Annotated in this window: 26 protein-coding genes; 17 read left to right on the top strand and 9 right to left on the bottom strand. The window is 66.7% G+C overall.

Annotated features, from left to right (window positions below):
- The first annotated feature begins 104 nt into the window (after nt 1-104).
- From guaB to ACOTSS_RS11400, 4 genes are all read left to right on the top strand, one after another.
- Nucleotides 105-1,562, top strand: coding sequence for an IMP dehydrogenase (guaB, locus tag ACOTSS_RS11415; RefSeq protein ID WP_448688276.1), 1,458 nt, complete (start codon nt 105-107; stop codon nt 1,560-1,562).
- 177 nt (nt 1,563-1,739) lie between these two features.
- Complete coding sequence (locus tag ACOTSS_RS11410) at nt 1,740-2,933, top strand: RsmB/NOP family class I SAM-dependent RNA methyltransferase (RefSeq protein ID WP_448688275.1); 1,194 nt, start codon at nt 1,740-1,742, stop codon at nt 2,931-2,933.
- A 32-nt stretch (nt 2,934-2,965) separates the two neighbouring features.
- A complete protein-coding gene (locus tag ACOTSS_RS11405; RefSeq protein ID WP_448691335.1) occupies nt 2,966-3,490 on the top strand; it encodes a tetratricopeptide repeat protein in 525 nt (174 codons plus the stop codon).
- Between the two features lie 498 nt (nt 3,491-3,988).
- Nucleotides 3,989-4,519: an FKBP-type peptidyl-prolyl cis-trans isomerase gene (locus ACOTSS_RS11400; RefSeq protein ID WP_448688274.1), complete on the top strand. Its 531-nt coding sequence runs from the start codon at nt 3,989-3,991 to the stop codon at nt 4,517-4,519.
- Nucleotides 4,520-4,764: 245 nt separating this feature from the next.
- Here ACOTSS_RS11400 and ACOTSS_RS11395 read toward each other — a convergent pair whose 3' ends face one another.
- The 5 genes from ACOTSS_RS11395 to pyrE all read right to left on the bottom strand — a co-directional run bounded on the left by ACOTSS_RS11395 (nt 4,765) and on the right by pyrE (nt 8,565).
- Complete coding sequence (locus tag ACOTSS_RS11395) at nt 4,765-5,856, bottom strand: AI-2E family transporter (RefSeq protein WP_448688273.1); 1,092 nt, start codon at nt 5,854-5,856, stop codon at nt 4,765-4,767.
- A gap of 4 nt (nt 5,857-5,860) precedes the next feature.
- Nucleotides 5,861-6,709, bottom strand: a complete 849-nt coding sequence (lepB, locus tag ACOTSS_RS11390; protein ID WP_448688272.1) for a signal peptidase I — start codon at nt 6,707-6,709, stop codon at nt 5,861-5,863.
- A complete protein-coding gene (gene acpS, locus ACOTSS_RS11385) occupies nt 6,709-7,113 on the bottom strand; it encodes a holo-ACP synthase (RefSeq protein WP_448688271.1) in 405 nt (134 codons plus the stop codon). Before acpS ends, lepB begins: the two co-directional genes overlap by 1 nt.
- A gap of 121 nt (nt 7,114-7,234) precedes the next feature.
- Nucleotides 7,235-7,984: a pyridoxine 5'-phosphate synthase gene (locus tag ACOTSS_RS11380; RefSeq protein WP_448688270.1), complete on the bottom strand. Its 750-nt coding sequence runs from the start codon at nt 7,982-7,984 to the stop codon at nt 7,235-7,237.
- Nucleotides 7,981-8,565 (bottom strand): orotate phosphoribosyltransferase, encoded by a 585-nt coding sequence (pyrE, locus tag ACOTSS_RS11375; protein WP_448688269.1) that lies wholly within the window; start codon nt 8,563-8,565, stop codon nt 7,981-7,983. The genes ACOTSS_RS11380 and pyrE overlap by 4 nt, the downstream gene beginning before the upstream one ends.
- A 229-nt stretch (nt 8,566-8,794) precedes the next feature.
- On the opposite strand from pyrE, the gene coxB reads away from it, so the two are divergent.
- From coxB to ACOTSS_RS11325, 10 genes are all read left to right on the top strand, one after another.
- Complete coding sequence (gene coxB / locus ACOTSS_RS11370) at nt 8,795-9,883, top strand: cytochrome c oxidase subunit II (RefSeq protein ID WP_448688268.1); 1,089 nt, start codon at nt 8,795-8,797, stop codon at nt 9,881-9,883.
- Nucleotides 9,884-9,900: 17 nt separating this feature from the next.
- Entirely contained in the window at nt 9,901-11,568 is a 1,668-nt protein-coding gene (gene ctaD, locus ACOTSS_RS11365) for a cytochrome c oxidase subunit I (protein WP_448688267.1), read from the top strand.
- Nucleotides 11,569-11,654: 86 nt separating this feature from the next.
- On the top strand, nt 11,655-12,539 hold the full coding sequence (locus ACOTSS_RS11360) for a heme o synthase (protein ID WP_448691334.1): 885 nt from the start codon (nt 11,655-11,657) through the stop codon (nt 12,537-12,539).
- Nucleotides 12,536-12,679 carry a hypothetical protein gene (locus ACOTSS_RS11355; RefSeq protein WP_448688266.1) on the top strand — a complete coding sequence of 48 codons (144 nt, stop codon included), beginning with the start codon at nt 12,536-12,538 and terminating at the stop codon, nt 12,677-12,679. Before ACOTSS_RS11360 ends, ACOTSS_RS11355 begins: the two co-directional genes overlap by 4 nt.
- On the top strand, nt 12,679-13,245 hold the full coding sequence (locus tag ACOTSS_RS11350; RefSeq protein WP_448688265.1) for a cytochrome c oxidase assembly protein: 567 nt from the start codon (nt 12,679-12,681) through the stop codon (nt 13,243-13,245). The genes ACOTSS_RS11355 and ACOTSS_RS11350 overlap by 1 nt, the downstream gene beginning before the upstream one ends.
- Before the next feature lie 78 nt (nt 13,246-13,323).
- Nucleotides 13,324-14,199, top strand: coding sequence for a cytochrome c oxidase subunit 3 (locus ACOTSS_RS11345; protein WP_448688264.1), 876 nt, complete (start codon nt 13,324-13,326; stop codon nt 14,197-14,199).
- Nucleotide 14,200: 1 nt separating this feature from the next.
- Nucleotides 14,201-14,599 (top strand): DUF983 domain-containing protein, encoded by a 399-nt coding sequence (locus tag ACOTSS_RS11340; protein ID WP_255246994.1) that lies wholly within the window; start codon nt 14,201-14,203, stop codon nt 14,597-14,599.
- Nucleotides 14,592-15,233, top strand: coding sequence for an SURF1 family protein (locus tag ACOTSS_RS11335; protein ID WP_448688263.1), 642 nt, complete (start codon nt 14,592-14,594; stop codon nt 15,231-15,233). The genes ACOTSS_RS11340 and ACOTSS_RS11335 overlap by 8 nt, the downstream gene beginning before the upstream one ends.
- Before the next feature lie 391 nt (nt 15,234-15,624).
- Nucleotides 15,625-17,022, top strand: a complete 1,398-nt coding sequence (gene thrC / locus ACOTSS_RS11330; protein ID WP_448688262.1) for a threonine synthase — start codon at nt 15,625-15,627, stop codon at nt 17,020-17,022.
- Nucleotides 17,015-17,914 (top strand): class I SAM-dependent methyltransferase, encoded by a 900-nt coding sequence (locus ACOTSS_RS11325; protein WP_448688261.1) that lies wholly within the window; start codon nt 17,015-17,017, stop codon nt 17,912-17,914. The genes thrC and ACOTSS_RS11325 overlap by 8 nt, the downstream gene beginning before the upstream one ends.
- On the opposite strand, the gene ACOTSS_RS11320 is transcribed toward ACOTSS_RS11325, so the two are convergent.
- Both ACOTSS_RS11320 and ACOTSS_RS11315 read right to left on the bottom strand, forming a co-directional pair.
- The gene (locus ACOTSS_RS11320) at nt 17,911-19,611 is read right to left on the bottom strand and encodes a sulfatase-like hydrolase/transferase (protein WP_448688260.1); all 1,701 of its coding nucleotides are present in this window, start codon (nt 19,609-19,611) and stop codon (nt 17,911-17,913) included. The two genes, ACOTSS_RS11325 and ACOTSS_RS11320, sit on opposite strands and share 4 nt — an antisense overlap.
- Before the next feature lie 62 nt (nt 19,612-19,673).
- Entirely contained in the window at nt 19,674-21,950 is a 2,277-nt protein-coding gene (locus tag ACOTSS_RS11315) for a TonB-dependent receptor (protein WP_448688259.1), read from the bottom strand.
- 381 nt (nt 21,951-22,331) lie between these two features.
- Between ACOTSS_RS11315 and leuC the strand changes: the two genes are divergently transcribed.
- Nucleotides 22,332-23,744 (top strand): 3-isopropylmalate dehydratase large subunit, encoded by a 1,413-nt coding sequence (gene leuC, locus ACOTSS_RS11310; protein WP_448688258.1) that lies wholly within the window; start codon nt 22,332-22,334, stop codon nt 23,742-23,744.
- A 240-nt stretch (nt 23,745-23,984) separates the two neighbouring features.
- On the opposite strand, the gene leuD is transcribed toward leuC, so the two are convergent.
- Nucleotides 23,985-24,569 (bottom strand): 3-isopropylmalate dehydratase small subunit, encoded by a 585-nt coding sequence (gene leuD / locus ACOTSS_RS11305; RefSeq protein ID WP_448688257.1) that lies wholly within the window; start codon nt 24,567-24,569, stop codon nt 23,985-23,987.
- Between the two features lie 184 nt (nt 24,570-24,753).
- On the opposite strand from leuD, the gene ACOTSS_RS11300 reads away from it, so the two are divergent.
- The gene (locus ACOTSS_RS11300) at nt 24,754-25,260 is read left to right on the top strand and encodes a MarR family winged helix-turn-helix transcriptional regulator (protein ID WP_095385062.1); all 507 of its coding nucleotides are present in this window, start codon (nt 24,754-24,756) and stop codon (nt 25,258-25,260) included.
- A 290-nt stretch (nt 25,261-25,550) separates the two neighbouring features.
- Nucleotides 25,551-26,126, top strand: coding sequence for an NADPH-dependent FMN reductase (locus ACOTSS_RS11295; RefSeq protein WP_448688256.1), 576 nt, complete (start codon nt 25,551-25,553; stop codon nt 26,124-26,126).
- Here the strand turns inward: ACOTSS_RS11295 and ACOTSS_RS11290 are convergent.
- Nucleotides 26,123-26,578: a MarR family winged helix-turn-helix transcriptional regulator gene (locus ACOTSS_RS11290; RefSeq protein WP_448688255.1), complete on the bottom strand. Its 456-nt coding sequence runs from the start codon at nt 26,576-26,578 to the stop codon at nt 26,123-26,125. The two genes, ACOTSS_RS11295 and ACOTSS_RS11290, sit on opposite strands and share 4 nt — an antisense overlap.
- Nucleotides 26,579-26,610 lie beyond the last annotated feature (32 nt).

Raw genomic sequence — 26,610 nt, 5'->3', positions numbered from 1 at the left:
GGCGCGTTCGGGCTCGACTGGTTACATGGGCCGCCACCGAACGAATCGCGCGTGCCGCTCCCGTGATGCGGGGCAGGCGCCGCCCGCACCAGAAAGTGGCACCCATGGAAATCATCACCGGCCTGACCTTCGACGACGTGCTGCTGGTGCCCGGCCCGTCGGACATGCTGCCGTCCGACGCCAATCTTTCGACCCAGATCACCAGCGATATCCGGCTCAACATCCCCATCCTCTCCTCGGCGATGGATACGGTGACCGAAGCCGACATGGCGATATTGATGGCGCAGATCGGCGGGCTGGGCGTGCTCCACCGCAATCTGACGATCGAGGAACAGGCCGCGGCGGTGCGCCAGGTCAAGCGCTTCGAAAGCGGGATGATCGTCAATCCGATCACGATCGGCCCCGACGCGCCGCTGTCCGACGCGACCGCGCTGATGGCGCAGCACAATATCTCGGGCATCCCGGTGGTCGAGGCGGGGGGCAAGCTCGTCGGCATCCTGACCCACCGCGACGTCCGCTTCGCCGAAAATCCGAAGCAGCCGGTGCGCGAGCTGATGACCGCCGACAATCTCGCGACCGTCCGCCCCGGGGTCGGACAGGACGAGGCGCGCAAGCTGCTCCACCAGCGGCGCATCGAAAAGCTGCTGGTCGTCGACGGCGATTATCGCTGTATCGGGCTGATCACCGTCAAGGACATGGAAAAGGCGGTGAATTTCCCCGACGCCACCAAGGATGAAAGCGGCCGCCTGCGTGCCGCCGCGGCGACCACCACCGGCGACAGCGGAGTCGAACGCGCCGAGGCGCTGCTCGACGCCGAATGCGACCTGATCGTCGTCGACACCGCGCACGGCCACAGCAAGATGGTCGGCGCGACGGTCGAGAGGATCAAGAAGCTGTCGAACCGGGTGCAGGTGCTCGCGGGCAATGTCGCGACCGGCGATGCGACCAGGGTGCTGATCGACGCCGGCGCCGACGGGGTCAAGGTCGGCATCGGCCCCGGCTCGATCTGCACCACCCGCGTCGTCGCGGGCGTCGGCGTGCCGCAGCTCACCGCGATCCTCGACAGCGTCGAGGCGGCGGCGAAGCAGAATATCCCGGTGATCGCCGACGGCGGCCTGCGCACCTCGGGTGACCTTGCGAAGGCGCTCGCGGCGGGCGCGTCGTGCGTGATGGTCGGCTCGCTGCTCGCGGGGACGAGCGAGGCGCCGGGCGAGACCTTCCTCTATCAGGGCCGCACGTACAAGAGCTATCGCGGCATGGGCAGCGTCGGCGCGATGGCGCGCGGTTCGGCCGATCGCTATTTCCAGCAGGACATCAAGGACCAGATGAAGCTGGTTCCCGAGGGCATCGAGGGCCAGGTTCCTTTCAAGGGCCCCGCGAAGGACGTGATCCACCAGCTTGTCGGCGGCGTGAAGGCGGCGATGGGTTATACCGGCAGCCGCACGCTCCAGGATTTGCGCGAGCGCGCGAAATTCGTCCGCATCACCAATGCGGGGCTGCGTGAAAGTCATGTCCACGATGTCGCGATCACCCGCGAGGCGCCGAACTATCCGGTGGGGTGAGATGCATGCGAATCCTACATCCCTCCCGCAAGCGGGAGGGGCAGCGAGACTTGGCAGCTTGCTGCCTAGTCGCAGCGGGGTGGGTTATCCAACCGCGCCGTTGCCCACCCCGCTGCGAGTAGCGAGCAAGCTCGCAACTCTCGCTGCCCCTCCCGCTTGCGGGAGGGGAGAAAAAGGATGACCCCCGCCGCGCGCGTCCAGACCGCGATCGAGATTCTCGACGCCATCGCCGCCGCTGCGCGCGAAGGCGGGGCGCCCGCCGACGCGCTTTTCGCCGAGGCGATGCGCGCGCGCCGCTACGCGGGATCGAAGGACCGCCGCGCGATCCGCGCGCATGTCTATGACGCGATCCGCGCGGTGCGCTCGGCTCCGCCGTCGGGGCGCGCGGCGATGCTGGCGCTCGCCGATGCCGACCCCCAGCTTGCCGCGCTGTTCGACGGTTCGCCCTATGGCCCCACACCGATCGCGCCCGACGAGCCGCGCGCCGAAACCGGCCTCGCGGCGTCGGCGCTGACCGGGCTCTTCGATCCGCTCGTCGGCGCGGACGCCGAAGCGGCGGCGATGCTCGCCCGCGCGCCGCTCGACCTGCGCGCCAACCGGATCAAGGCGAGCCGCGACGCGCTGTCCACGCTCTTCCCCGAAGGCGAGCCGATCGCGCACGCCTCCGACGGCTGGCGACTGCCGCCCGAAACCGCCGCGGCGCAGCATCCCGCCCATACGGAAGGCCTGTTCGAGGTGCAGGATGCCGCGAGCCAATATGCCTCGGCGGCGCTCGCTGCCGCGTCGGGCCTGCGCATCGTCGATCTGTGCGCGGGTGGCGGAGGCAAGACGCTCGCCATCGCCTCGGCGACCGGCAACGGCGCCGATATCCTCGCCTGCGACACCAACCGGGCGCGGCTCCAGCAACTGCCGCCGCGCGCCGAACGGGCGGGGGCGACGCGCATCGAGACGCGGCTGCTCGATCCCGGCAAGGAGGCAGCGATGCTCGCCGACTGGCGGGGCAAGGCCGACCGCGTCTTCGTCGACGCCCCCTGTTCGGGCAGCGGCACCTGGCGGCGCAGCCCCGAATTGCGCTGGCGGCTGACGCCGTCGCGGCTCGACCGGCACCTTGCCGACCAGGCGAAACTGATCGACCTCGGCGCCGAGCTTGTGGCGCCGGGCGGAAAACTTCTCTATGCCGTCTGCTCGATCATCGCGCGTGAGGGGCGGGCACAGATGGATGATTTCCTGAACCGGCATCCGGGCTGGACGGCTGACGCCGGCCCGCTTCCGGACGGCGTCGGACGGCCTGCGGGCGCCGGTTTCCTGCTGACTCCGGCGCACGACGGCTGCGACGGCTTTTTCCTCGCGCGACTGACGGCGCCATGTTAGGCTCGGCGGGCATGACGAAATGGGAGAATGCGATGCGCGTCAGTTTCCTGGCCCTCGGTGCCGGCCTTGTCCTTGCCAGCCTGCCCACAGCCTCCGACGCGCAGCGCGCCGACAACGACATCCTTCCGCGCTCGACCCAGCTGCAAAAGCAGGGCGAGGAAGCGCAGAGCAAGGGCGATCTGAACGGCGCGGTCGACTATTATGAGTCGGCGCTCGCCGCCGATCCGCGCAATCGCTCGGCGATCATCGCGATGGCGCAGGTCGCCCGCGCGCAGGGGCTGCCGGGCAAGGCGATCGGCCTCTATCGCGAGGCGCTGCTGCTCGAACCCAACGACGTGACCGCGCTGACGGGGCAGGGCGAGGCGCTCGCCGACAAGGGCGCGATCGAACTCGCGCGTGAGAAGCTGGCGGCGGCGCAGCGGGCCTGTTCGGACAAATGTCCGCAGGTCGCGGCGCTCGAAAAGGCGATCACCGCAGGCGCGTCGAAACGCGTCGTCGCCGCGGAGGCGATCGCGCCGAAGCCGGTGGTGACCACGGTGACGAGCGGGCAGAACTGACCTTGGCGGCCGGTTGCCGGTTGCCGGACCTTTCTTCGATAGGGTGAGTTGGAACAGGAATCGCGCGGGGGTGCGGAGGCGATGGTCCTTTGCCTCTGCGGTTTCTGCGCGCATTTTTCCTGCTCGCCGACGGACCGTCCGTTGACGACCGGAAGCGGCCCTTCTTTCATCGTCATCCCGGACTTGATCCGGGATCCATTCACGCTCCGTCGAAGGAATGGATCCCGGATCAAGTCCGGGATGACGATGCGGGAAAGGTTCGTTGCGGCCGATAACAGCCGCCGCCCCCGCGAAGGCGGGGGCCGCCGTCGTTTTACGCAGCGGTGCAGGAATAGGCCTCCAGCGGCCCCCGCCTTCGCGGGGGCGACGAGTCATGCAACGTCCGCTTCCCACCCCAAAGACGCCGCCGCCAACTTCGCGCTGGACCGCTCGCCTCGCGTCCGCCTATAGGCGGGCCCGACATTCGCGCCCGCGGGCGCCAGCGAAGGATCAGCGACGATGAGTGTGACGACGGTTCCATTGCGCCCGGTGAGCAAGGGCGGGCTGTGGCTGCTGTGGATCGGCCTGGCGGTGCTGGTCGCCGCGGCAGCGGGCACCGCCTGGTATCAGACGATCGTTCAGACCACGAAGGTCGAGGTCGTCAAGGCCGGTGAGGGACCAAACCCGACCGATGCCGATATCGTCCTGATCAAATATAAGGGCAGCCTGGACAATGGCACCGTCTTCGATCAGCAGGAGCAGGCGCCGATGCCGGTGGCGGGCGTGGTTCCGGGATTCAGCAAAGCGCTGAAGCAGATGCAGCGCGGCGGGCAGTACAAGATCGTGATCCCGCCCGAAGAGGGCTATGGCAGCGAAGCGAAGGGCCCGATCCCGGCGAACAGCACCCTCCATTTCGACGTCGAACTCCTCGATTTCCGGAGCGAGGCCGAAGTCCGCGCGATGCAGCAGATGATGATGCAGCAGCAACAGATGATGCAGCAGGGCGGCCCCGGTGGACCCGGCGCCCCGCCGCCGGGCATGCCGCAATAATCAGCCATTGAGGCGTCGGCCCCGCGAAGGCGGGGCCGCTAGAGCGGCGTGCGTTAGATCAGCAGCAGCTCAAATTCCGTTCGTGTCGAGCGAAGTCGAGACACCCCATCGGCCGGCGCTATTCCGATGGGCGTCTCGACTTCGCTCGACACGAACGGAAGGTGGGTCAGTTAATGGCTCAATGCCCTAAAGAAATAGCGCAAGACTGCGGACGGCCCCCGCCTTCGCGGGGGCGACGTTCATGATCAAGGCCTGGCCTTGCCCTGCGCCCCGGCATTGCGTTCGGCCTCGCGCTCGAGCGCGACCTTAATCATCGCGACGATGGGATCGGCGAGGAACAGCCCCATGATGCCGAGCAGCGCCCCGAACAGGATCTGCGCGGCAAGGACGAGCGCGGGGGCGAGGTCGACGGTCTGCTTGGCGACCATCGGGACGATCAGATAGCCGTCGACCGTCTGGACGACGAAATAGATGATGATCGCATAGAGGCCGGTGTCGGTCCCCGCCGAGAAGCCGACGAGGACGAGCAGCACGCCCGAAACGATCGCGCCGATATTGGGAATGAAGGCGAGCAGGCCCGTGAGCAGGCCCATCAGCGCCGCCATCGGAATGCCGACCGCGAGGCAGGCGAGCCAGGTGCCGATGCCCTCGACGATCATGCCGAGCAGGCGCCCCGCCATCAGTCGCCGCAAGGTGAAGCCCATGCGCGCGGTGGTGATGTAGAAATTCTCGCGGCTTTTCATCGGCAGCATCCATGCGACCCCGCGCTCGTAGAGGCGCGGCTCGATCGCGAGGAAGATGCCGAGCACCAGCACCATCACGAGGCTGGTGAGCGCGCCGAGGACGGTGCCGACGGCGGCGGTCACGCGCCCGACCGTGCCGGCCAGATTCTCCGTGATCGTCTTGGTATCGATCTGGACGTTGCCCATGCCGTGTGCGCTCGCCCAGGCCGCGATGCGTTCGATCTGCGCCATCACCACCTTTTGCAGCGCCGCGGCCTGGTCGGCGATCTGCGAGCCCGCGAACAGCACCGTCCAGGCGAGAAAGGCGACGAGCGCGAGGCAGACGATCAATAGCCGCCAGCCGCGCGCGATCGGCAGCACCCGGCCGAGCAGGCGCGTTCCGCCGTCGAGCATCGACGCCATGACGATGGCGGCGAAGATCAGCAGGATCGGCTGGATCAGGATGATCGACACGCCGATCAAGAGCGCGAGGCCGAGCCAGACGCCGGCCTTCAGCAGTTCGGTGCGGACGAGCTGGCTGCGGATTTCGGTGGGGCCGGGGGCCTCGGCGCTCGCCTTGGCCTGCGCCGCGGCGCGCTCTTTCCTCTCCGCCATCGCGTCACTCCCTGTTGGCGCTGCTCTCACGCGCGGGCCTCAGATCGGTTCCGGCGCGGCCCGATCGCAGCCCCTCGAACCAGCTCAGCGGATTATACCATTCGGTGGTTCCGTCGGTCGAAAAGCTGATGATCTCCGCGCGGCCGGCGATCGCGTCGAAGGGAACGGGGCCGCCCAGCCCCTTGCGGTCGACCGAGACGCGGCTGTCGGCGCTGCCGTCGCGGTTGTCGCCCATCAGGAACAGATGGTCCGCGGGCACCTTGACCGGCCCGTAATCGTCGGTCGCATAGCCGGGCCCCATGTCGATCGTGTCGAAGGTCGCGCCGCCGGGCAGCGTCTCGCGCACGATCGGCAGCTCGATCACCTCGCGCCCCGTCGCGTCGCGGGTGACGAAGCGGAACAGGCTGCTGTCGGGGCCGGGAAGATTGGCGTCGACCGGGATCGACAGCATCGGCTGGACCTCGCGCCGGATCGGCTTGCCGTTGATGATCAGCGCGCCGCCCTTGAGCTCGATCGTGTCGCCGGGCAGGCCGATCACGCGCTTGATATAGTCGATCCGCGTGACCGGATGTTCGAGCACGACGATATCGCCGCGCTGCGGCAGCGCGCCGAACAACCGGCCCTCGACCTTGGGCGCGAGATGGAAGCTCACCGAGGCGTAGGACCAGCCATAGGGATATTTGCTGACGATCAGCCGGTCGCCGTTGCGCAGGGTCGGCATCATCGAATCCGACGGGATATAGAAGGGCTTGGCGACGCAGCTGTGGATGCCGAGCACGAGAACCAGGATCACCACGATATCGCGGATCAGCTTGCCCCAGCTTCCCTCGCCCTCGGCCTTTTTCCTCGCCATTACTCGTCCTTGATCGCTTCGATGATGACGAAGGCCTGCGCCCAGGGGTGGTCGTCGGTCAATGTCAGATGGATATGCGCGCGATACCCCGCCGGGACCATCTGCGCGAGCCGTTCGGCGGCGCCGCCGGTGAGTGCGAGCGTCGGCGCGCCCGAAGGCGCGTTGACGACGCCGATGTCCTTCATGAACACGCCGCGCTTGAAGCCGGTGCCGACCGCCTTGGAGAAGGCCTCCTTGGCGGCGAAGCGCTTGGCATATGTGCCCGCGCGCGTGAACGGCCGCCGCGCCGCCTTGGCGCGCTCGACCTCGGTGAAGACGCGATTTTCGAAACGCTCGCCGAAGCGGTCGAGCGAGGCCTGGATGCGCTCGATATTGCAGAGGTCGGAGCCGAGGCCGATGATCATGCCATCAACCCAATGCCGTCATTGCGAGCGAAGCGAAGCAATCTCCAGCCATCGGCCGCGAGCTGGGCCGATAGCTGGAGATTGCCGCGTCGCCTTCGGCTCCTCGCAATGACGAAATTCTTCACCCTCTTGCCTCGTCCATCAATTCGCGCATCCGGCGCACCGCGTCTTCGAGCCCGGTGAAGATCGCCTCGCCGATCAGATAATGGCCGATGTTGAGTTCGGCGAGCTGCGGGATCGCGGCGACCGGCACGACATTCTCGTAAGTCAGGCCGTGCCCCGCATGCGGTTCGATGCCGTTTTTCCACGCGAGCGCGGCAGCGTCGGCGAGGCGGCGGAGTTCGGCGGCGCGTTCCTCGCCCTCGCAATGGGCGTAGCGGCCGGTGTGGAACTCGACGACCGGGGCCTTCAGCCGCATCGCCGCCTCGATCTGGCGCGGGTCGGGCTCGATGAACAGGCTGACGCGGATGCCGGCGTCGGACAGGCGCGCCACGATGGGCGCGAGGTGGTTGTGCTGGCCCGCGGCGTCGAGCCCACCCTCGGTCGTGCGCTCCTCGCGCTTTTCGGGGACGATGCAGGCGGCGTGCGGCGCGTGGCGCAGCGCGATGGCGAGCATCTCGTCGGTCGCCGCCATTTCGAGGTTCAGCGGCAGGTCGGTCGCGGCCTGGATGCGCGCGAGGTCGTCGTCGCGGATGTGGCGCCGGTCCTCGCGCAGATGCGCGGTGATGCCGTCGCCACCGACCGCCGCGACGATTTCCGCCGCGCGCACCGGGTCGGGATGGTCGCCGCCGCGCGCGTTGCGGATCGTCGCGACATGGTCGATGTTGACGCCGAGCCGCAGGCGCTGGCCCGAGGGGAGGGGAGCGCTCATGCCGCCGCCCGGCTTCCCGGCTTGACCGCGGGCGACGCCGCGAGATGCTCGGGAAGCTCGTCCTCGGCGTAGGTCGGGAAGTTGATCGCGACGAGCGGATAGAAGGGCACGCCCAGATCGACGCTGCCCGCCGAGCGGTCGACGAGCGCCGCCTCGGCGACCACCTCGCCGCCCGCGGCGCCCACCGCTTCCATCGCCTCGCGCGACGAGAGGCCGGTGGTGACGACATCCTCGACCATCAGCACTTTCGCGCCCCGCTCGATCGCGAAGCCGCGGCGCAGTTCGAACGTGCCCGTGGGGCGCTCGACGAAGATCGCGGGCTTGCCGAGCGCGCGGCCCATTTCATGCCCGATGATGACGCCGCCCATCGCCGGCGAGACGACGAGGTCGATCGCCTGGCGCAGCTCGCGCGGCAGCTTCGCGGCGAGCGCGGAGGCGAGGCGACCGGCGCGGTCGCTGTCCATCAGCACGCGCGCGCATTGCAGATAATATTCGCTGTGGCGGCCCGAGGAGAGGAGGAAGTGTCCGTGCAGCAGGGCGTCGGCGGCGCGGAACTCGGCCAGGATATCGTCGTCGGTCATCGGGAGATCGGTCTTTTTCCTATCGTCGCCCGCGCGGGCGACCGGGTTTTGGCGGCGCGGATTTGCCAGCCGCAAAATAGTGTTAGAGATGCTTGAGGCAAGCGGCAAGCGGGTCTATAGCGCCCGCGAGATTCAGCCTGTCCTTCGGCCGTCGCGACCCGTGTCCGGCGGCCGGTTCGGATAGGCTGAGGGATCGAGAACACAACAGGCAACGGGCGGCACTATCCTTATGAAGAGCTTGAAAACCCTTGTAATTGCGGCGGCCTTGTCGCTCGGAGCGATGGGCACTGGGCATGCGCAGGCACCCGCGGCGGCGCCCGCCACGGCGCCGGTTGCGACCACGGCGGCGACTCCGGCGCCGGCCGCGCCCGATGCGGCCACGACGACGCCGGCTCCGGCGACCACCGCCGCCGTCGCGCCCACCGGCGACGCGACCTATGTGCCGATGAAGCCGACCGCAGGGGTTGGCCAGCCGGTCGACGGCGGCATCAATTTCCAGCCGCAGGTCAGCCCGGTCGGCGAACAGGCCTATTGGTTCAACCATGTCATCCTGCTGCCGGTGATCACGGTCATCTCGCTCCTCGTCCTCGGCCTGCTGCTCTGGGTCGTCGTCCGCTATCGCGCCGCCGCGAACCCGGTGCCGTCGAAGACGACGCACAACACTTTCATCGAGGTCATCTGGACCGCGATCCCCGTCCTGATCCTCGCGGTGATCGCGGTGCCGTCGATCCGCCTGCTCGCGCAGCAGTATGAGCCGCCGAGCAAGGACGCGCTGACGATCAAGGTCACCGGCTACCAATGGTATTGGGGCTATGCCTATCCCGACCAGGGCATCGGCGAATATGTGTCGAAGATGCTGACCGAGGACCAGGCCGAGACCGCCGGCGAACCCTATCACCTCGCCGTCGACAACCGCATGGTCGTGCCGGTCGGCAAGCAGGTGAAGCTGATCATCACCGGCGCTGATGTGATCCACAGCTTCGCGGTTCCCGCGCTGTGGACCAAGATGGACGCGGTCCCGGGCCGTGCCAACGAAACGACCTTCACCGTCGACAAGCCGGGCGTCTATTACGGCCAGTGCTCCGAACTGTGCGGCGTCGACCATGGCTATATGCCCATCGCGGTCGAGGCTCTGCCGATGGACAAGTGGAAGGCGTGGGTCCGCTCGAAGGGCGGCAATCCCGATCCACAGGCTGCAGCGCCCGCCGCCGCGGCGCCCGCGCCGGCCGGTCCGGTGCCCGCCGCGACCGCGACCCCCGCCGCCACGACCGAACCCGCGCCGGCTGCGGCTCCCGCCGCCCCGGCCGCCAAGAATTAAGACAAGGGGTCCGACAGATGACCGATATCGCAGTGACTGCACCCGCCCACGGCCACGATCATGCGCATGACGACCATGATCACAAGCCCGGTTTCTTCGTCCGTTGGTTCATGTCGACCAACCACAAGGACATCGGCACGCTCTACCTGATCTTCGCGATCATCGCCGGCATCGTCGGCGGCGTGCTGTCGGGCATGATGCGCCTCGAGCTCGCCGAGCCGGGCATCCAGTATCTGCACGGCTGGGCGCAGTTCTTCGACCCCGCCGCCGGCGACACGCAGGCGAAGCATTTCTGGAACGTGATGATCACCGCGCACGGCCTGATCATGATCTTCTTCATGGTCATGCCGGCAATGATCGGCGGCTTCGGCAACTGGTTCGTGCCGCTGATGATCGGCGCGCCCGACATGGCCTTCCCGCGCATGAACAACATCAGCTACTGGCTGACGACCGTCGCGTTCGTCATGCTCGTCGCCTCGATGTTCTTCCCCGGCGGCAGCGGCCTCGGCGCGGGCACCGGCTGGACGCTGTACGCGCCGCTGTCGACCAGCGGATCGGTCGGCCCGGCGGTCGACATGGCGATCTTCTCGGTCCACCTCGCGGGCGCGGCGTCGATCCTCGGCGCGATCAACTTCATCACCACCATCTTCAACATGCGCGCGCCGGGCATGACCCTGCACAAGATGCCGCTGTTCGTGTGGTCGGTGCTGGTCACCGCCTTCCTGTTGCTCCTGTCGCTGCCGGTTCTCGCCGCCGCGATCACCATGCTGCTGACCGACCGCAACTTCGGCACCACCTTCTATGATGCGACGGGCGGCGGCGATCCGGTGCTCTACCAGCATCTCTTCTGGTTCTTCGGCCACCCCGAAGTCTACATCATGATCCTGCCGGGCTTCGGCATCGTCAGCCAGGTCATCTCGACCTTCAGCCGCAAGCCGGTGTTCGGCTATCTCGGCATGGCCTATGCGATGGTCGCGATCGGCGTTGTCGGCTTCATCGTGTGGGCGCACCACATGTTCACCGTCGGCATGAGCGTGAACCTGAAGATGTACTTCACCGCCGCGACGATGGTCATCGCGGTCCCGACCGGCATCAAGATCTTCAGCTGGATCGCCACCATGTGGGGCGGTTCGCTGAGCTTCAAGACGCCGATGGTCTGGGCGCTCGGCTTCATCTTCATGTTCACCGTCGGCGGCGTCACCGGCGTCGTGCTCGCCAACGGCGGCGTCGACACCAACCTGCACGACACCTACTATGTCGTCGCGCACTTCCACTATGTGCTGTCGCTCGGCGCTGTCTTCTCGCTGTTCGCGGGCTTCTATTACTGGTTCCCGAAGATGTCGGGCCGGATGTACAACGAGACGCTGGGCCAGCTGCACTTCTGGATCTTCTTCATCGGCGTGAACGTCATGTTCTTCCCCCAGCACTTCCTGGGCCAGCAGGGCATGCCGCGCCGTTACCCCGACTATGCGGAAGCCTTTGCTTACTGGCACCATATCTCGTCGATCGGCTATGCGATCATGGCCGTCGGCATGATCTTCTTCTTCGTGAACCTCGTCTGGTCGCTGTTCGCGGGCAAGAAGGCTGCGGATAATCCGTGGGGCGAAGGCGCGACGACGCTCGAATGGACGCTGTCGAGCCCGCCGCCGTTCCACCAGTTCAACGAACTGCCGCGTATCGCCTGATCGCGCTCGCCCCCTGCCGAGATCGGCAGGGGGCGTCCGCCATCCGGCCGGAGGATGAATTGGCGCAGAGCCTGACCCACGGCGAAATGACGCTGCCCGCGGATTGGCGCGACCTGTTCGCGCTGACCAAGCCGCGGGTGATGTCGCTCGTCGTCTTCACGGCGCTGTGCGGGCTGCTCGCGGCGCCGGGGCATGTTCATCCGGTGCTCGGCTTCTCCTCGATCCTCGCGATCGCGCTCGGCGCCGGCGCGTCGGGCGCGCTCAACCAATGGTATGAGGCGGGGCTCGACGCGAAGATGAAGCGCACCGCCGGCCGGCCGCTTCCCGCAGGACGGCTCGACCCGCAGACCGCGCTGCATTTCGGGGTCGGGCTCGCCGCCTTCTCGGTCTTCCTGATGCTGTTCGCCGCCAATTGGCAGGCTGCGGCGCTGCTGACCGTCTCGATCCTCTTCTATGTCTTCGTCTACACCATGTGGCTCAAGCCCCGGACGCCGCAGAATATCGTGATCGGCGGCGCGGCGGGCGCCTTTCCGCCGCTGATCGGCTGGGTCGCGGCGACCGGATCGGTCGCGCCGCTGCCGGTGATGCTCTTCCTCCTCATCTTCCTGTGGACGCCGCCGCACTTCTGGGCGCTCGCGCTGTTCGTGCGCTCGGACTATGCCGCGGCGGGGATTCCGATGATGCCGGTGGTGGCGGGCGAGCGTTCGACGCGGCGCCAGATCCTCTTCTATGCGCTGATCATGGCGGCGGCGGCGATCGCGCCCTGGCCGCTCGGTTACACCGGCGCGCTCTATGGCTGGACCGCGATCCTGCTGTCCGTCCTCTTCGTTGCGCTGTCGGTGCAGGTCGGGGTGCGGCAGACGGGCGCGAGCGATGCGATGCGGCCCGAAAAGCGCCTGTTCGCCTATTCGATCGTCTATCTCTTCATCCTGTTCGGCGCCGTCGTCGCCGACCATATGTGGCCGCTATGACCCAGGACCAGACCCCCGAACCCTTCGACGAAGCGGAATATCGCCGCCGCCAGCGGAGCCGTGCCAATCTGATGGCGTGGATTCTCGGCGCGCTGGCGCTGCTTTTCTTCTTCATCACCATGGCGCGCATGGTGCATTGATGAGCGGCGATGCGATCCGTTCGAGGAACCTGCGGACCGCCGGGCTGGCGGGATTGCTCGCGGCGGCGATGGTCGGTCTCGGCTTCGCCGCGGTGCCGCTCTATAATCTGTTCTGCAAGGTCACCGGCTTTGGCGGAACGACCCAGCGCTACGACCCTGTCGCCGCCGCGGAGCAGCCGAAGATTCTCAGCGACACCATCTCGGTGCGCTTCGACGCCAACGTCTCGCCCAAGCTGCCGTGGAAATTCTATCCCGAGCATCCGACCGACACGGTGAGCATCGGCGCGCGCGACATGGCGATCTTCATCGCAGAGAATAATTCGGCGCATCCGATCACCGGGACCGCGACCTTCAACGTCACGCCCGACCAGGCGGGCAAATATTTCACCAAGATCCAGTGTTTCTGCTTCACCCAGCAAACCTTGCAGCCGGGTGAGCAGATTCGCATGCCGGTGCTCTTCTTCGTCGATCCGAAGATCAAGGACGACGTCGATGCGCGCGACATTCAGGAAATCACGCTGAGCTATACCTTCTACCCTGTGGACGAGGGCAAAAAGGCGAGCTAAGGCCGCGATCGAGAGTCTTCAAGGACCGGCGGGCGATGGGGAATCGCGATGCTGGGGCAGCTAAACGGGAATAATGACATGGCCGGTGCCAAACATCATGACTATCACCTCGTAAACCCCAGCGTCTGGCCGATGGTCGGCTCGATCGCGGCGCTCGTCATGTTCTTCGGCGGCGTGATGTGGATGCACACCGACTATTTCGGCGGCGCGGGCAAATGGGTGTTCGGTCTGGGCGTCGCGGGCGTGATCCTGACCTTCTTCCAATGGTGGGCCGACGTCATCAACGAGGCGCATGCCGGCGATCATACGCCGGTGGTGCAGCTTCACCTGCGCTACGGCATGATCCTGTTCATCGCGTCGGAAGTCATGTTCTTCGTCGGCTGGTTCTGGGCGTGGTTCGATTTCTCGCTGTTCCCGGTGCCGGTCGAGATCGTCGACGGCGCGGTGTCCTCGCTGTTCGGCCAGGACGGCGCGGCGGCGATCACCCAGTGGCCGCCGAAGGGCATCCACGTCATCGACGCCTTCTCGCTGCCGCTGCTCAACACGCTGATCCTGCTCTGTTCGGGCACGACGGTGACGTGGGCTCATCATTCGCTGATCCACGGCGACCGCGAAGGGCTCAAGAAGGGTCTGTGGCTGACGATCATCCTCGGCCTGACCTTCAGTTCGATCCAGGCCTATGAATATGCCGAGGCGCCGTTCCCCTTCGGCACGATCAACTATACCTCGGCCTTCTTCATGGCGACCGGCTTCCACGGCTTCCACGTGCTCGTCGGCACGATCTTCCTGATCGTCTGCCTCGTCCGCACCTACAAGGGCCATTTCACGCCGCAGCAGCACTTCGGTTTCGAAGCCGCGGCCTGGTACTGGCACTTCGTCGACGTGGTGTGGCTGTTCCTCTTCATCATCGTCTATGTCTGGGGCGGCTGGGGCGCGCCGGTCGCTGCGCACTAAATTGCCGGACAGCGATTCCAATCCAAAGGGGCAGCCGCCGATTGCGCGCGCTGCCCTTTTTGGTCTCTGCCCCGAATGCGGAGCGCCGACCCTGTTCGACGGGCCGGTGAAGTTCCGCGCGAAATGCGACGCCTGCGGGCTCGACTATGGCCGCTATAATGTCGGCGACGGTCCCGCAGCCTTCCTGACCCTGATCGTCGGCGCGCTGCTGATCGCGCTCGCGCTGACGCTCGACGCGCTGCTGCACCCGCCGCTGTGGGTCCATGTCATCCTGTGGATACCGCTGACCGCGCTTGCCGTGGTCTACGGCCTGCGCGTCGGCAAGGCGGCGCTCCTCGCGAGCGAGCATCAGCGCCAGGCCGCCGAAGGACGCCGCGTGGAGGAGGAACCGCATGACTGAGCCCGCCGCTCCGGCGCGCCGCTGGCCGCTGATCCCGACGCTGCTCGTGATCGCGGCCATCGCGGTCATGATCGCGCTCGGGGTGTGGCAGCTTCAGCGCAAGGGCGAGAAGGAGGCGCTGATCGCGCTCTACGATCGGAACCGCGCGATGTCGGCGACGGTCGCCTATCCCGAGCTGCCGCCGGTGCCCGATGCGCTGCTCTTTCGCAAGAGTAGCGTGACCTGTCTTGAGCCCGTGCGCTGGAACCCGCGCAGCGGCACCGATCGGGCCGGAAAATCGGGCATCCGCATGGTCGCCGACTGCCGCACCGGCGCAGAGGGACCGGGCGTGCTGGTCGATGTCGGCATCGCCGACGATTTCACGCCGCCGAAATGGAGCGGCGGGAGCGTGGCGGGAACGATCGTGCCCGGCCCCGAGCAGCCGAGCCTGATCGCGCGGCTGACCGGCAAGGCGGCGCCCGCGCGCGCAATGCTCGTCGCCGATGCGCCGGTCGCGGGCCTGCGCGCGAGCGCGGTGCCGAACGGCGCCGACCTGCCCAACAACCATCTCGCCTATGCGGTGCAATGGTTCCTTTTCGCCCTCGCGGCGGCGGTCATCTACATATTGGCGGTTCGCCGCCGCTTGCAGCGCTAGCCGGGGCTGCCTTCCATCTTCGTCATGCTGAACTTGTTTCAGCATCCATGACCCGGCGCTCGTTTGGCAGGGTGGCGCTAGTTTGTTTCGCGCGAAGACGCGAAGACGCGAAGAGGTTGTTCCGGCCGCGAAGCGGCTTTTCTCTTGCGATGTCGCGACAGGCCGCACCGTCGAAAGACGATGGGGCCTGTCGGTCCAAGCCTTTTTCTTCGCGTCTTCGCGTCTTCGCGCGAAACAAAAATAGGCACGGCGCCTGACGAAAAGGTAGGTCATGGATGCTGAAACAAGTTCAGCATGACGAGGGACAGGGGACGGCTTTTCGCTTTTGTCGCCTTCCACGCATCGGCGGATGTTCCCTTTGGCGTGGAATCGCTTTAGGCGCATTCCCGTCATGGATTATATCAGCACGCGCGGCTCTGCGCCGACCCTCGATTTTCGCGCCGCCACGCTCGCCGGCCTCGCCAGCGATGGCGGGCTCTATGTGCCGGCGCAGTGGCCGCGGCTGAGCGCCGACGAGATTCGCGCCCTCGCGGGCCTCGATTATGTCGAGACCGCGGTGCGGATCATGGCGCCCTTTGTCGTCGGGGTGCTCGCCGAGGACGAATTGCGCCGGCTCTGCACCGCCGCCTATGGCCGCTTCGGCCACGACGCGGTGACTCCGCTCATCCAGCTCGACCATCGCCACTGGCTGCTCGAACTGTTCCACGGGCCGACGCTGGCGTTCAAGGACGTCGCGCTGCAACTGCTCGGCCAGCTTTTCGAAACCTTCCTCGCGGGCGGCGGCACCGACATCACGATCGTCGGCGCGACGTCGGGCGACACCGGATCGGCGGCGATCGAGGCGGTGGCGGGGCGCGAGCATATCCGCATCTTCATGCTCCATCCCGAAGGCCGGGTCAGCGACGTGCAGCGGCGGCAGATGACGACGGTGCTCGCGCCGAACGTCCACAATATCGCGATCGACGGTAGCTTCGACGACGCGCAGGCGATGGTGAAGCGGCTGTTCGGCGACGAGGAGGCGCGGAGCCAGGTCACGCTGTCGGCGGTGAACAGCATCAACTGGGCCCGGTTGATGGCGCAGATCGTCTATTATTTCTACGCCGCCGTCCGCCTCGGTGCGCCCGACCGCGCAATCGCGTTCAGCGTGCCGACCGGTAATTTCGGCGACATCTTCGCGGGCTATGTCGCGGCGCAGATGGGGCTTCCCGTGGCAAGGCTGGTGGTCGCGACCAACGTCAACGACATCCTCCACCGCGCGCTGACCCGCGGCGATTACAGCGCCGGCACGGTGACGCCGACCGCGACGCCGAGCATGGACATCCAGGTCAGCAGCAATTTCGAGCGGTTGCTCTTCGATCTTTCGGGTCGCGACGGTGCGGCGATCACCGCCATGATGGGCGAGTTCGACGCGAGCCGCGCGATGACGATCCCCGCCGACATGCTGCGCGGGGCGAGCGGGCTGTTCTCCAGCGCGCGGATCGACGGCGACGCGATGGCACTCGCGCTGCGCTGGGCGCAGGAGCATGGCGGACAGATCATCGACCCGCACAGCGCGGTCGGGCTGGCGGCCGCGCGCGATCTTGACATCGACCCTGCGGTGCCGGTGGTGACGTTGGCGACCGCGCATCCGGCGAAGTTCCGCGACGCGGTCGAGCGCGCGACCGGCGTGCGCCCGCCGCTGCCGGCGCGGCTCGGCAATCTGTTCGACCGCGAGGAGCGCTATGAAAAGCTCCCCGGCGATTATGACGCGGTGAAGGCGCATATCCTCGCCGAAGCGGCCCGTGGCTGACCTGCTTCCCCTGCGCACGCTCGTCGGCGAGGCGTGGGAGGATTATGGGCTGATCGACAGCGGCGGCGGGCGCAAGCTCGAACGCTATGGCCGCTATCGCTTCATCCGCCCCGAGCCGCAGGCGATGTGGGCTCCAGCGCTCCCCGCGAGCGCGTGGGACGAGGCCGACGGCGAGTTCGTCCCCGCGTCGGACGAGGATGGCGGCGGGCGCTGGTATTTCCATAGCCCCGTTCCCGCCGAGGGCTGGCCGCTCGGCTGGCGCGAGACGCGCTTCACCGCGAGTTGCACGCCGTTCCGGCATCTCGGCTTCTTTCCCGACATGGCGCCGGTGTGGGACTGGCTACGCGAGCGCACCGCCGACAAGGCCGACCCGGCCTTCCTCAACCTCTTCGGCTACACCGGCGTCGGCAGCCAGGCGCTCGCCGCGACGGGCGCGACGGGCGCGACGGTGACCCATGTCGACGCGTCGAAGAAATCGGTCGCGCAGGCGCGCGACAATGCGGCGCTCGCGGGAATGGCCGAGAAGCCGATCCGCTGGATCGTCGACGATGCGGGGAAATTCACCGCGCGCGAGGTGCGGCGCGGGCGGCGCTACGATGCGATCCTGCTCGATCCCCCGAAGTTCGGCCGTGGCCCCAACAATGAGCGCTGGCAGATCGAGGAGGGGCTGGCGCCGCTGCTCGCCGACTGCCGCCAGCTGCTCGACGCTGACAGCCGCGCGCTGTTCCTGACCGTCTATGCGGTGCGCATGTCGGCGCTGGCGATCGGCGAACTGCTCGCGCAGATATTCGCCGACCTGCCCGGCACGGTCGAATGCGGCGAACTTGCGGTGCGCGAAGAGGCGCGGGGGCTGCTCCTCCCCACCGCCATCTTCGCGCGCTGGAGCCGCTAAACCGGCTGGTTGTACATCTCGGTCGGCCCCGGATATTCGCGGCCGTCGTCGATGCCCACCTCGCGCTTGATCAGCGCGTTCGCCATCTTGTTGAGGCGCAGGACATCCTTCCTGTGCTTCGGGTCGTTCGCGAGGTTGACCATCTCGCCCGGGTCGGCGTGGGTGTCGTAGAGTTCGAGGTCGTTCATCGCGGTCAGCGTCTTCCAATCGGTCGGCGTGTGGTGGTGCGCCGGCGCGAAATAGCGCGCGAACTTGTAACGCCCGTCGTGGACGCCGCGATGCAGTCGCCGCTTCGTAAGGTCGAAACGTTTCGAATAGTCGGGCTCGCCTGACGGCAGCGTCGCGGTCCGGTCCCTCGTCGGTTCCCAATAATGGACGACGGCATAGTTGAAGAGATGCCCCTGCCGGTCGCGCTCGGTCGGCGCCGCGGGTGAGGTCAGCAGGCCCGACACGTCGAGGCCAGGGAGGCCGGGGAAGCGCTTCGCCTGCTCGTCGGTGGAGAGGCCCGCGAGGCTCATCAACGTCGGCGCGATATCGATCGCGCCCATCAGCCCCTTGGTCGTGCGCCCGCCCGCGACGTCGGGGTGTGCGACGATCATCGGGATATTGACCTCTTCGCGGTACATGGTCGCGCCCTTCTGGCGCATCCCGTGCGCCCCCGCGCGCTCGCCATGGTCGCTGGTGTAGATGATGATCGTATTGTCGATCTGCCCGCTCTCCTTGAGCGCCCAGAGCAATTGCCCGAGCCGCCGGTCGACGTCGCGCAGGCAATTGTAATAATAGTTGATGAAGCGGTGCCAGCTTTCCTCGTCGTCGTGGCGCATGGTGCCGTAGAAGAGGTCGTTGAGCCGCACGATCGCGCGATGCGCCTCGGGCTTGGTGCTGAGGTCGTCCTTGTAGAAGCTCTCGGGCAGGTCGAACTTGTTGTCGACCTCGTAGAGCGGATCGCCGGGCTCGCGGCGCAGCGGCCCCAGGGCATTGGGATCGGGGCGGCTTTCGGCCTGCTTGCCCGTCGCGTCATAGAACATGATGTCGTGCGGATTGACCAGCCCGACGACCTGGAACCACGGCTTCCCGCCCGCCTTGTCGCGCCGCGCATAGTCGAAGATCGCGCGCGCCGCGTCGCCCGCGACGAACATGTCGGCCTTGTAGCCGTCCCACGTCAGCCCGACCTCCTCGCCGTCGAAGCCGTAATCGTGGAAGCCGTATTTCTCCATGGCGTTTTCGGTGGTCGGATAGATGCCGCCAGGGATTCGCGTCCAGTTGCGATCATTGTTGATGCGGCTGAGGTGCCACTTGCCCTTGTAGCAGGTGTAATAGCCCGCGGCCTGCATCATGTGGCCGAGCGTCGGCATGTCCTCGGCCGCGACGGGGTAGGGGGCATTGTCGCTGTTGAGGAAAAGCCCCGTCTGCTGGGTGTGATGCCCCTGAAAGATCGTCGAGCGCGATGGGGTGCAGGGGGTGGTGTGAACATGGTAATTCTCGACCAGCAGCCCGCGTTCGAGCAGTTCGCGGTGCGCCGGCAGCTTTTCGAGCAGCCCCTTCGGATAGCTCGCGATGCTCTGTTCCTGGTCGGTGACGATCATCAGGATGTTGAGCTTCTTGCCGTTTTTCGCATAGGCCGGCATCGCCAGCCCCGCGGCCGCCAGCGCGCCCATGCCGCCGACGAATGTCCGGCGATTCACGTCCCAACCCATCATCACTCTCCTATTATTCTATCGGCTTCGCCCGCGGCGCAGCTGCGCCGCGGGCGGCCCGGTCAGAATTTGAACGCTACATCGACCCCGAATTCGCGCGGCGGCTGGTAGAATTGCTGGATCGGCGTCGCGCCGGCCGAGATCGCGCCCGAGATCACCTTCTGGTCGGTGAGGTTCGACCCGTAAAGCGTGACCTTCCACTTGTCGTCCTCGCCCGCGACCGCGACGCTGGCGTTCAGCAGCACGACCTCCTTGCGGTAATAGCCCGGGTCGTTGTCGCGGCCCCAGGTGTTGAAGCGGCTCGAATAGCGCGCGTCGCTGTGCAGCTTGATCTCGCCGAACGACATCGGGATCACATAGTCGGCCGAGACGCTGCCGCTCCACTTGGGTGCGTTGGCGAGTTCGAGCCCGGTCGAATCGGTCGGAACCGCGAAGGTGCCGTTGGGAACCCCGTTGAGCAGGATCGGCACCGCGGGGCCGCACTGGCCGGGCTCGGGCGCGCCATTGGTGAACACGCCGTCGGTGTCCGCGCAGAAGTCGGTGTAGCGCGCGTGCAGATAGGCAATGTTCGCGCCCAGCGTGAAATTATGCGACGGGCGCAGCAGCGTCTCGACCTCGAAGCCATAAATTTTCGCGGCGGCGACATTGGTCGTGATATTCTCCGGCCGCACCGAACCCATCTTCGTCACCGAGCTTTGCAGGTCGCGGTAATTGTTGACGAAGCCCGCGACGTTCAGGCGGAGCAGGCGGTCGAACAGGTCGGTCTTCGCGCCGACCTCGAACGCGTTGACGCGCTCCGGATCATAGGGGCCGACATTCTCGGGGATCGTGCCGCGCGAATTATAGCCGCCGGCTTTATAGCCTTGCGAATAATTGGCGTAGAGCATCGCCGACGGGCCGATCTTGTATTCGACCGTCAGGCGCGGAGTGAACTCGGCCCAGCTCGCCTCAAGGCTGCTCTGGAACGACGACCGCTGGACATTGTTCACCAGCACCTGCGAGGCGATGTCGTACTTCTTGCGATCGTGACTGTAGCGGCCGCCGATCGACAGCGTCAGGCTGTCGGTCGGGTGCGCGTTGACCAGCGCGAACAGCGCGTAGCTTTCGGTGTCCTGGTGAAGCTGCGCGAGCGTCGTCGTGGTCGGATTGGCGAGCACGGTGTTGAACTGGCGCCACTTGTCGGCCTGATAATAGGCGCCGACGACGAAATCGACCGGCTCGTCGGCGGGCGAGACGTAGCGCAGCTCGGCGCTCTTCGAATTGCCCGAGAAGTCGCGCGTGACGTCGAGCTGCGGCGCGGGGGTGATCAGCCCGTCGAAATCGCCGCGCGTCACATAGTCGAGGTGGCGATAGCCGAGCACCGCGGTGACCGTGCCGTAACCGACGTCGAGGTTCGAGGTCCACGACCCGCCATAGCTTTCGGTATTGGCATAGGGGTCGAAGGGCACCGCCGCCTTGCGCACGTCGTCGCGGGCGGCCTTGGGAAGCAGATCCCAGTTGGGATCGCCATTGTCGAGCACGTGCGGCGCGGGACCGGTCGTCTTCTGCTTCAACCAGTCGACCACCAGCGTCGAATTGAAGGCGCCGCCCTGATCGAAATTGAGCGCGCCGCGCACCGACTTGACGTTGGCACCGTTGAGCCGGTTGCCGGTGATGACGTTGCGGCTGTAGCCGTCATAGTCGCGGAAATTGACCGAGACCTTGGCGGCGAGCGCGTCGCCCGCGAAGCGCCCGGTGTTGATCTTGCCGCGGAACTGCTTGAGCCCGAACGAGCCCGCGGTCAGCCGTACTTCGCCGCCGAAATCGTCGGTCGGCCGCGCGGTGATGACGTTGATCGTGCCAGCGAGGTTGTTCTTGCCGAACAGCACGCCCTGCGGGCCCTTCAGCACCTCGATGCGCTCGACGTCGAACAGGTCGAGCATCGTGCTCGATACGAAGGGGATATAGACGCCGTCGATGATCGTGCTGACCTTGGGGTCGGCATTGGGATCGGGGTCGGCGGTGCTCATGCCGCGGATCGAGATCATCGGGACGTTGGCGACCAGGCCCTGCGTCTGGAGCACGACGTTGGGCGCGAGGCCGTTCAGGCTGGTGATGTTGGTGCTGCCGCTCGCCTCGACCATCTCGCTGTTGAAGGCCGAGATCGCGATCGGCACATCCTGCACGCTTTCGGAACGGCGCTGCGCGGTGACGACGATGTCGCCGCCATAGCTGTCGTCGGCGGGCGCCGCGGCGGCACTGTCGTCGCTCGCTGCGGCGGCGTCGGTCGACTGGGCGTGAACCGGGGTCGCCGCCAGGGCGGCGATCGCGGTCGAAAGCAATAGATAGCGGGTCGTCATGCTGTCCTCCAAACTGGCCGCGCGGCCTCGCTTTCCGCACGCGCCACCGCGGCGGATATGCGGCTCGCGCATCCGGCCTCTTCTGTCTCGAGGGAAGCGGGCCGATCCCGACGGCTGCCGCATGGTCCGGGTGGCGGGGAAGATCTGTCGCCTTCGCGCTCGCCATCGTGCGGACGGATGATCCCCGTTCCCATCGTCGCTCTAGCAGATGACAAAAATACTTCAAGTACTAAGTATTATTTTCCGAGGGCAACGCTTTTCCGGCGGTTGCCGCTTGCGAAGGTCCGTATCGCCCGCATATAAGTTAGTATACTAAGTAAATGATGAAAGCGATTCGATGGCGGCGGAGCGGCTGACGACAACGGAACGACGGGGAATGCGATGACCGGCGCGCGGACGCTCTACGACAAGATCTGGGATGCCCACGCGGTCGCCGAGGACGAGGGCGAGACTCTGCTCTACATCGACCTCCACCTGCTCCACGAGGTGACGTCGCCGCAGGCCTTTGCCGCGCTCGCCGCGGCCGGGCGGCGGGTGCGGCAGCCTTCGCGCGCGCTCGCACTGTCCGACCATAATGTCCCGACCGAGGGGCAGGCGGCGGGCCCGGCGGGCGTCGCCGACGACCAGGCGCGCGCGCAGCTCGAGGCGCTCGCCGCCAACGCCGACCATTTCGGGATCGAGCGTTTCGCGATGGGCGATCCGCGCGGCGGCATCGTCCATGTCGTTGGGCCCGAGCAGGGGCGCTCGCAGCCGGGGATGACGATCGTGTGCGGCGACAGCCACACCTCGACCCACGGCGCCTTCGGCGCGCTCGCCTTCGGAATCGGCACCAGCGAGGTCGAGCATGTGCTGGCGACCCAGACCATCCGCCAGCGCCGGTCGCGCAACATGCGGATCGCCGTCGACGGCATGCTGGCGCCGCATGTCTTCGCCAAGGATCTGGCGCTCCATATCCTCGGCGCCATCGGGGTCGACGGCGCGGGCGGGCATGTGATCGAATATGCGGGGCCGGCGATCCGCGCGCTGTCGATGGAAGCGCGGATGACTTTGTGCAACCTCAGCATCGAAATGGGCGCGCGCGCCGGGCTCGTCGCGCCCGACGACACGACCTTCGCCTATCTGGAGGGGCGTCCGGCGGCGCCCCTGGGCGCGGCGTGGGACGCGGCGCGCGCGCGCTGGCGCCTGCTGTCGAGTGACGCGGATGCCCGCTTCGACCGCGAGGTGCGGATCGACGCTGCCGCGGTGCGGCCGATGGTGAGCTGGGGCACCAATCCGTCGCAGGTGGTGCCGGTCGACGGCCAGATTCCCGACCCGACCATGCTGGTCAATGCCGAGTTGCGCGCCGCGGCCGAACGTGCGCTCAAATATATGGACCTGACGCCCGGCACGCCGGTCGCCGGCATCCGGCTCGATCGCGTCTTCATCGGTAGCTGCACCAACAGCCGGATCGAGGATTTGCGCGTCGCCGCCGATATCGTGCGCGGCCGCCGCGTCGCGCCGCATGTCCGCGCGATGGTCGTGCCCGGGTCCGGCCTCGTGAAGCGGCAGGCGGAGGAGGAGGGGGTCGCCGACATATTGCGCGCGGCGGGCTTCGACTGGCGCGAGCCCGGCTGCTCGCTGTGCGTCGGCATGAACCCCGACCGGCTGAACCCCGGCGAACGCTGCGCCGCGACTTCGAACCGCAATTTCGAGAACCGCCAGGGCCGCGGCGGCCGCACCCACCTGATGAGCCCCGCGCTCGCGGCGGCAAGCGCGATCGCGGGGGCGATCGCCTCGCCGGAGAGCTTGGCGTAGGGCGGCAAACAAGGGGAGGGGCTTCTCTGCCTATGGCCCCAACCGGTCGGTTTTAGACATTCGTCATCCCGGACTTGATCCCGGATCCATAGCTGCACCGTCGTCATCGATCCCGGATCAAGTCCGGGATGACGAAAGAGGGCCCGGGCCGACGAAAGAGGGGAAGCGACGGCTTCCGCTCGTTTCCGGTCATTCCAGCCAAATTTCCCTCGCGGATGCGGCTCGATTCGGGTTCCGGGCCTAACCAGCCTCCTCGAAACGCGTGATCGCACCCGCATGGCGCAGCGTGCGGCCGATGTCGTCGAGCCCTTCGAGCAGGACGCGGCGGTCGTCGGGATCGACCGCGAACGCGATCGTCTCGCCCGATGCGAGCCGGATCGTCTGTGCTTCGAGATCGACTTCGACCGGAGCATATTGCGACAATTCGATCTCGCTCCGCAGCCGTTCGCAGACGGCATCGGGCAGGCGGATCAGCAGCAGGCCGTTCTTGCGCGCGTTGCTCGCGAAGATGTCGCCGAAGCTCGGCGCGACCACGCAGCGGATTCCGAAATCGGTGAGCGCCCACGCCGCATGCTCGCGCGACGAGCCGCAGGCGAAATTGCGGTCGGCGACGAGGATTCCGGCGCGGCGGCACGCGGGGTGGTTGAGGATGAAGTCCGCGCGCTCGCTGCCGTCGCCGGCATAGCGGAGTTCCTGGAACAGATGCTTGCCGAGCCCGTCCCGGGTGAGCGCCTTCATGAAGCGCGCCGGAATGATCATGTCGGTGTCGACATTGGCGAGCGGCAGAGGGGCGGCCACCGCCGTCACCCGCACGAATTTTTCCAAGGGGGGACTCCTATAACTTAGTATTCTAAGTATATCGCATCTTCGGGCTTTGTCCAATGCTATCGCGGGCTTGTGGCGCCGTTCCGGCGACGAAGCGCCTTGCCGGGCGAATCTTCGGCCTCTAAGGTTCGCGCAGAGGCGGGCTGCGGGCCCGCCACCGAAAATGGCCGCAGGGGAATGGAAATTGGCCAAGAAAACGAAAAGCTATCGGCACCCGGCCGAATTTTACACCAACCCGGAAAACAGCATCGGCTATCTGGCGCGCGTGGTGTTCCGCTCCTTCTCGCGCCTGCTCGAACGCCGTACGCTCGCCTATGACGTATCGGCGGGCCAGTGGCGCTTCCTGCGCCAGTTGTGGCGCGAGGACGGCATCACCCAGCGCGAACTCAGCGAACGCGTCGGGATGCGCGAGCCGACCACGGTCGTGGCGCTGAAGGGTCTGGAGAAGGCGGGCTTCATCACGCGCAAGAAGACCGAGGACGACCGGCGCAAGACCTTCATCTTCCTGACCCCGCACGCGAAGAAGCTCGAACTGGTCCTCGCACCGATGAACGCCGAGATCCACGAGATCGCGACGCGTGGCATGACCGATGACGAGGTCGAGACGCTGCAGGCGCTGATGCGCCGGGTGATCGACAATCTGGCGGACGAGACGCGCAAATTGTCGGTGCTTTCGGACGTGAAGGCCTGAGCGCGGCGGATAGGGTCGGTTTGGATTTCCACCTCGACAGGGAGCCGATCGCTTTCTTCCTTCGTCATGCTGAACTTGTTTCAGCATCCATGGCCGGCTCTCTCTTCCGACACCGCGCTCATCGAAATCTCGGGCCATGGACCCTGAAACAAGTTCAGGGTGACGGAAAAAGAGAGGCGCGCGCACCATGCAGGTGGAAATTCAAACCGACCCACTACTGCGCAAAGCAGGGAGTTGCGTTTCGCCCGAATCATAAGTTAGTATTCTAATGATCTGGTTCGGGAGGAATGATGACAAAGATTGCGGTAATCGTCGGCAGCACGCGCGACGGGTCCTATAACCGGGCGCTGGCGCGGCTCGCCGCCGCGCGGCTCGAGGCGCACGGGGCCGAGGTGGCGGCGCTCGATCTCGCGACGCTTGACCTGCCTATCTATTCGGACGCGCTGGAAAAGGGCGCTTTCCCGCCCGATGCGCTCGCGCTCAAGCAGTTGCTCGCCGCGCAGGACGGCATTCTCTTCGTCTCGCCCGAATATAATGGCTCGATCCCCGCGCTGCTCAAGAATGCGATCGACTGGGCGTCGCGGCCGACCGGCGACGAGGGGCCGGTGGCGCTGACCGCCTTCCGCGGGAAGGCGGCGGCGATCATGTCGGCGTCGGTCAGCCCCTTCGGCGGGCTGCGCGGGCTGACGCACCTCAGACAGATCTTGAACACGATCCAGATGGTCGTGATCCCCGAACAAGTGCTTGTGCCGCTGGCGCACACGGGCTTCGGGGAAGACGGCCAGCTCAGGGAGCCGCTGCCGGCGTCGCTGGTCGACATGACCGCGGCGCGGCTGGTCAAGGTCGCGGCGGCGCTCTCCGTCTAGGCGCTCCGGCGGCGCGGCGCGGGGTCGCGTTCGATATTCTCGCCCCAATCGGCTTCGAGCGCGGCGAGCAGCGCGTCAAACCGGTCCTGGCCGAGCCGCGCGGCGATCTGCGCCGACAGCGCGTCCATCGAACGCTGCGCATCCTCGCGCATGCGGGTCCCTAGGTCGGTCAGCGAAACGATCATGTGGCGGCGGTCGGCCGGATCGACCTCGAGCTGGACGATGCCGAGCTTCACCATCTGGTTGATCGTGCTGTGGATCGCCTGGCGCGAAATGCCAAGGTTGCGCGCGATGTCCGACGGGCGCACGATGCCGCTGACGATGTTGGTCATCACCATCGACTGCGGCCGGTTGACGTCGGGCCAGCCATGATCGTGCAGCCGCGCCTGCAGCCCTTCGTCGAGCCAGCAGAAGCGTTGGAAAAGGGCGATGATAAGCTGATTGGTGCGCATGAAGAGCCGCGATAATCCCCGTTTGCCGGCCA

The sequence above is a fragment of the Sphingopyxis sp. NJF-3 genome (genome assembly GCF_053514865.1).
Note: the sequence above shows the minus strand (reverse complement) of the source record. Positions and strands in the feature narration are given on the sequence as shown.